The 2756-nt window shown below is 37.0% G+C and carries 5 protein-coding genes; all 5 read left to right on the top strand.

Annotated elements, in window-relative coordinates; genetic code table 11:
- The first annotated feature begins 288 nt into the window (after positions 1–288).
- On the top strand, positions 289–633 hold the full coding sequence (locus O9332_RS28385) for a DUF5838 family protein (protein ID WP_002758022.1): 345 nt from the start codon (positions 289–291) through the stop codon (positions 631–633).
- A complete protein-coding gene (locus O9332_RS28390; protein WP_002758021.1) occupies positions 623–1186 on the top strand; it encodes a DUF5838 family protein in 564 nt (187 codons plus the stop codon). Before O9332_RS28385 ends, O9332_RS28390 begins: the two co-directional genes overlap by 11 nt.
- 6 nt (positions 1187–1192) lie before the next feature.
- The gene (locus tag O9332_RS09780) at positions 1193–1768 is read left to right on the top strand and encodes a Uma2 family endonuclease (protein ID WP_002758019.1); all 576 of its coding nucleotides are present in this window, start codon (positions 1193–1195) and stop codon (positions 1766–1768) included.
- A 5-nt stretch (positions 1769–1773) separates the two neighbouring features.
- Positions 1774–2352 carry a Uma2 family endonuclease gene (locus O9332_RS09785; protein ID WP_002758017.1) on the top strand — a complete coding sequence of 193 codons (579 nt, stop codon included), beginning with the start codon at positions 1774–1776 and terminating at the stop codon, positions 2350–2352.
- Between the two features lie 17 nt (positions 2353–2369).
- The coding region (locus O9332_RS09790) for a Uma2 family endonuclease (protein WP_288025185.1) at positions 2370–2756 on the top strand (387 nt) is incomplete at its 3' end.

Consider the following 2756-nt stretch of genomic DNA (forward strand, 5'->3'; position numbering starts at 1 on the left):
GAACCCTTATATAGAAAGGCATTTGGCGATTTTTGTCAATTATTTTTGATCTAGAGCGAACTAATCAATTAAGTCTCTTGCCAGATAAGGATTTAGTCGATTTATGCCCCCCTATCGAACCATAACAAGTAACGAAGAGCCCGGAATCTCACCTTACCTAAAATATTCTTTTAACAATCTATAGCGTTTCTGATTCACAAGAGGTACATTCCTGATCCTGAACAGCTTAATCAGCAAAGGTTTAAGTGTGCCGCACAGATGCAAGAACCGCTATAAAAACTGGCCATTATGATAGTTGTTGACATTCAAAAAAACTCCCTCAAAGAGCAAAGACTACAATTTATTCGCAATCATCAACAAGCTTTCGATGTTGAGCCTGTTTATCCTCTGCGGCTATTTGAAGATTTCGTGATGGAAGTTGAAGGCGATTGTAGTATTGAAGCCTCTTGTAAGATAGAATTGGATAAACTGATTGCCTCAAGGTTTATGCTCTTGTTTAAAGATAAAGCTCAAGAGTGGCAAAAATATCTAACTCAATCTCCAGCTTGTTTTCAGCAAGTGGAGAACCGTGTGGGTGTTCAATTAGATTATTCTCTATTACAGCGATTTTTAGGAGACAACTTTGACTTCTAGCTTGCTAGAAGTCCTAAGTGCTGGTATTGACTTAAGAACAGACCTTGCCGATTCTAGTGTAAAAATGCACATCAGAATTGGGGATTATCCCGAAAAACTAGCAACCGCTTTTATTTTAAGTGACGGTGCTGCTGATAGTAATTATCTCAGTGGGTTTGTTAACCTAATTGGTTTTGATTTTTATTTCAATGGTAAGAGTGAAATCGAAATTTATGTCGAAGTTAGAGAAGATGATTTTTTCAAACCAGAAACCATCAATCAAGTGTGGCAACATTTTCCTAAATCAGCCTTAAAACCTCTCCAATCATCAAGTCTATTTTTTACAGGTTTATCAAAAGCCAATCATAACCCAGTGCTTTACTACAATCTCAAAAATCCTCAGGATCTAATAAATTGTTTTAAACTTAATTATACTGCCCAAAAAGTTCACAGCTTTTATCAACATCAAGATATTTTACCTAATATGTGGGTAGGTACAGCCCAACAAGAATTAGAAAAAACGAGAATAGAAAATATTCGGCTTTACTATTACAAATCATTCACAATGGAGTGAACTCTAATGTTAACCACAAAACCCCGCTTTCAAACCTTCGCTGAATATCTACAGTATGAGGATAATTCAGAGGAAAACTATGAATTATTTAACGGGGAATTGATAGAAATGCCACCAGAATCAGGACTTAACTTTCAAATTGCCAATCGTCTTTTTCTAGTCTTTGCTTTAATGCTAGGAACCGATAGAGTCAGAGGACATGGTTTAGAATTAGAAGTGAGAGGCGAACCGAAAAACCGTTATCCTGACTTAACCATTATTCGAGAAGAACATATTCAATTACTCTCCCAGAGAAATACGATTCTTCTTTCCATGTTACCCCCCTTATTAGTCATTGAAGTGGTTAGCCCTGGAGAAATCCAAAGAGAGAGAGATTACATCGCTAAAAGAAGCCAATATCAAGATTGTGAGATTCCCGAATACTGGATAGTTGATCCTCAAACTCAAACCATTTTAGTCTTAGAATTAAGAGGAAATACTTATACAGAAATTGGTAATTTTAGCAATGATGACTTAGTAAAATCCTCTATATTTAGTCAACTTAATTTAAAAGTTTCTCAAGTATTTAATCAAGAAAATTAAATCCCATGATTACCGTCGAACCCATTACCTTAAACCTAAAATCCGTCAATTTAAGCGATGAGCAATTCTATCAACTTTGCCATAATAACGACGATTGGCGAATTGAACAAACTGCTGCAGGAGAATTAATTATTATGCCCCCGATTGCTGCTATTAGTGGAAATCGAGAATCAGATTTAAACGGCTTTGTTTGGTTATGGAATCGTCAAACAAAACTCGGAAAAGTCTTTAGTTATTCTACTATCTTTACCTTACCCAAGGGTGGTAAATGTTCCCCTGATGTCGCTTGGATTGCTAATGAACGCTGGGACGCTTTACCCCGAGAAGAACAAGAAAAATTTGCCACAATTTGTCCTGATTTTGTGATAGAATTAAGGTCGCATACTGATTCTTTAACTCAACTCCAAGCAAAAATGCAGGAATATCTTGATAGTGGCTTAAGACTAGGTTGGTTAATTGATCCCATTAGTCAACAGGTAGCCATCTATCGCCAAAATCAGGAAGTAGAAATCATCTCATTACCAACCACCTTATCTGGGGAGGACGTTTTACCCGGATTTACTTTAGAATTACCCATTTTTTGACGACAGGAAATACAAAGATGATAGCAACTGCAACAATTTCTCCTCAATTAACCATCCCACACCTAGAAAATGGGGACAAGCTTACTCGTCGTGAATTTGAGCGTAGATATAATGCTATGCCAAATCTAAAAAAAGCAGAACTCATTGAAGGAATTGTTTATATTATGGCTTCTCCCCTAAGAATTACGAACCATGGCAACCCTCATGCGCGTATTATTACTTGGTTAGGTAACTATTGGTCAAATACACCCGGAACAGAATTGGGCGATAATTGTACGGTACGTCTTGATGCGGACAATGAACCTCAACCCGATGCACTATTAAGAATTAAAAATGGTGGACAATCAACGATTAGTGAGGATGGTTATGTCGAAGGTGCGCCAGAGTTAATCGTCGAAATTGCT

The organism is Microcystis sp. LE19-10.1B (assembly GCF_027530565.1).
Taxonomy (GTDB): Bacteria; Cyanobacteriota; Cyanobacteriia; order Cyanobacteriales; family Microcystaceae; genus Microcystis; species Microcystis aeruginosa.

Bases quoted from the DNA above. Each gene is read 5' to 3' on its own strand.
- O9332_RS28385 (WP_002758022.1), top strand. From the start codon at position 289: ATGATAGTTGTTGACATTCAAAAAAACTCCCTCAAAGAGCAAAGACTA.
- O9332_RS09780 (WP_002758019.1), top strand. From the start codon at position 1,193: ATGTTAACCACAAAACCCCGCTTTCAAACCTTCGCTGAATATCTACAG.
- O9332_RS09785 (WP_002758017.1), top strand. From the start codon at position 1,774: ATGATTACCGTCGAACCCATTACCTTAAACCTAAAATCCGTCAATTTA.